At 46.8% G+C, this 2,010-nt stretch carries 4 protein-coding genes; all 4 read left to right on the top strand.

The window, feature by feature from the left end:
- Nucleotides 1-417: phage tail protein (locus AC0QT1_RS08535; protein ID WP_473202120.1), on the top strand; the 417-nt coding region annotated here is incomplete at its 5' end.
- Nucleotides 414-668 carry a tail protein X gene (locus AC0QT1_RS08530; RefSeq protein ID WP_473202119.1) on the top strand — a complete coding sequence of 85 codons (255 nt, stop codon included), beginning with the start codon at nucleotides 414-416 and terminating at the stop codon, nucleotides 666-668. The genes AC0QT1_RS08535 and AC0QT1_RS08530, both read left to right, overlap by 4 nt.
- Nucleotides 659-1,666, top strand: coding sequence for a phage late control D family protein (locus AC0QT1_RS08525; RefSeq protein WP_473202118.1), 1,008 nt, complete (start codon nucleotides 659-661; stop codon nucleotides 1,664-1,666). Before AC0QT1_RS08530 ends, AC0QT1_RS08525 begins: the two co-directional genes overlap by 10 nt.
- Nucleotides 1,645-2,010: DnaB-like helicase N-terminal domain-containing protein (locus AC0QT1_RS08520; RefSeq protein ID WP_473202117.1), on the top strand; the 366-nt coding region annotated here is incomplete at its 3' end. The genes AC0QT1_RS08525 and AC0QT1_RS08520, both read left to right, overlap by 22 nt.

Genomic DNA, 2,010 nt, shown 5'->3' with positions numbered 1-2,010 from the left:
CATCAATTTTATGTCGATTGGCTGAATTTCCAATCCTTTGAGGAAGAGTTCTCCGCCTCATGGGTATCTATGGAGCGTTTTGGTAAAGCCCCCAGCTTGCAATTTACCGGCTATGGCAATGATGCCAAAACCATCCATGGCGTGTGGTTTCCAGAAGAGTTTGGTGATCGTATAGCCATTGATGCACTCACTATGACCATACGAGCAGCAAAACCAGTGCAGATGCTTCGTTGGGTCAATGATATGAGCTATAGTGCCATACTCCACGGTCCCGTGGTGCTCACCTCGATCACGAAAGACCACGATTATATCAGCCGCTCTGGTCAATCGCAGCGCATCCGCTATTCCATCAGCTTGCTACCCTTTTTTGATGGGGGAAAACCACAAGGATCTTTCCAAGAGGGACAACAGCTATGAAGCTACCAGCAAAGCACGTTGTTATAGAGTTAGAGGATATGAGCCTCGATCTGATTTGCTTTCACCATGCCATGGCGGTATTAGGAGACCGATCGCAAGCTGGATCCTTAAAGGGCTATTTAGAAGCCACCTTGAGAGCCAATCCGGGGATTGCCCAATATGGTGCTGTTTTGCCACGGGGGTTAACTGTTATTCTCCCTGAATTTGTCTTTGTTCAGTCTCAAAGCAGAGTGAAGCGGTTATGGGATTAAGCCGAACCTATCCTTTTATCGTGGTTAAGGTTGGAGACAAACCCGTCCATGAGGTTTTTTACCAGCGGCTTATCAGCGCCACCATTACCGATCATGCCGGCAATGAAGCGGATCGCTTTGAAGCGGAGTTTGATGATAGGGGTAATGATTTACAGGTTCCACAAAAGAACAGCACCCTGCAGGTGATGTTTGGTTATCAGGACAGCATCAGTGCCTTTATGGGGCGTTTTGTTGTTGAATCGGTTGTAAGTATAGGGGGCAGTGATGGAGAGGTTTTACGCCTTTGCGGCAAAAGCGCTTCGATGCGTGGGGAACTCAAAGAACAGGCAAGTGAGCATTTTGACAACAAAACCATTGGCGAGATTGTCGAAACTTTAGCCAAACGCCATGGTTATCAAGCCAAAGTTGATAAAGGATTCACTCGCAAAACTTTGCCTTATGTGGTGCGCACCGATCAGTCTACAATTGATTTTTTAACCCGCCTTGCGGGGCGTATGCGGGCACGTTTTTTAATCAAGGACAATAAGTTTTTATTTTTAAGTGGCAACAATTTACCAGCAATCAATCTTGCTAAGCAGGATTGTTCCAGTTGGGAATTTACCCTCGAGCCACGCACCCAATATGGCATCATTGAAGCAACTTACTTTGAACGCTCACAAGGAAAACAGCTGTTTGTCACACATTGCACAAACCTTACAGGTCCCACACGGCGTTTGCGTGGTTGTTACACTTGCAAAGAGGAAGCTTTGGCTGCTGCCGCATCAGAATCAGACCGGCTGTGTCGTGGCATGGGCAGTGGTTCTTTGGTTCTAGAGGGGCGTCCAGAAATCATGGCTGATCAACCCCTCATTTTGCAAGGGTTTCGGGAGCAAATCAATGGACCATGGAAAGCCGCAACGGTGACCCACCGCTATGAGAAACAAAGCGGTTACACCACAGAAATTACCCTAGAGGCACCAGAGAAGGGAAAAGAGTCATGGGAAAAGTCAACCTCGTAGAATGCAGTGCGCTAGACAATCAAAGGGACAACATGCTCTCTTCTGTTCGAGAGATCCCACACAATCTTGAAGCAGAACAAGCCTTGCTTGGCGCCATTCTCATGAACAATGACGCCCTTGATCGTGTTTCGAACTTTCTTAAAGCAGAGCATTTTTTTGAACACTTGCATCAAAGGATCTTTGAGATCGCTTCACACATGATCCACAAGGGAAAACTTGCCAATCCCATTACCATGAAATCCTTTTTCCCAGCAGAAGAAAAGATTGGTGAGATCACGGTCTTTCATTACGTTGTGCGTTTAGCCAAGGAAGCGATCACTATCATTAATGCGCAAGATTGTGGG

The organism is Bartonella sp. P12B (genome assembly GCF_055796185.1).
This window is presented reverse-complemented; position numbering and strand designations above follow the sequence as displayed.

Coding starts and splice junctions, on each gene's coding strand:
- AC0QT1_RS08530 (WP_473202119.1), top strand. CDS start 414: ATGAAGCTACCAGCAAAGCACGTTGTTATAGAGTTAGAGGATATGAGC.
- AC0QT1_RS08525 (WP_473202118.1), top strand. CDS start 659: ATGGGATTAAGCCGAACCTATCCTTTTATCGTGGTTAAGGTTGGAGAC.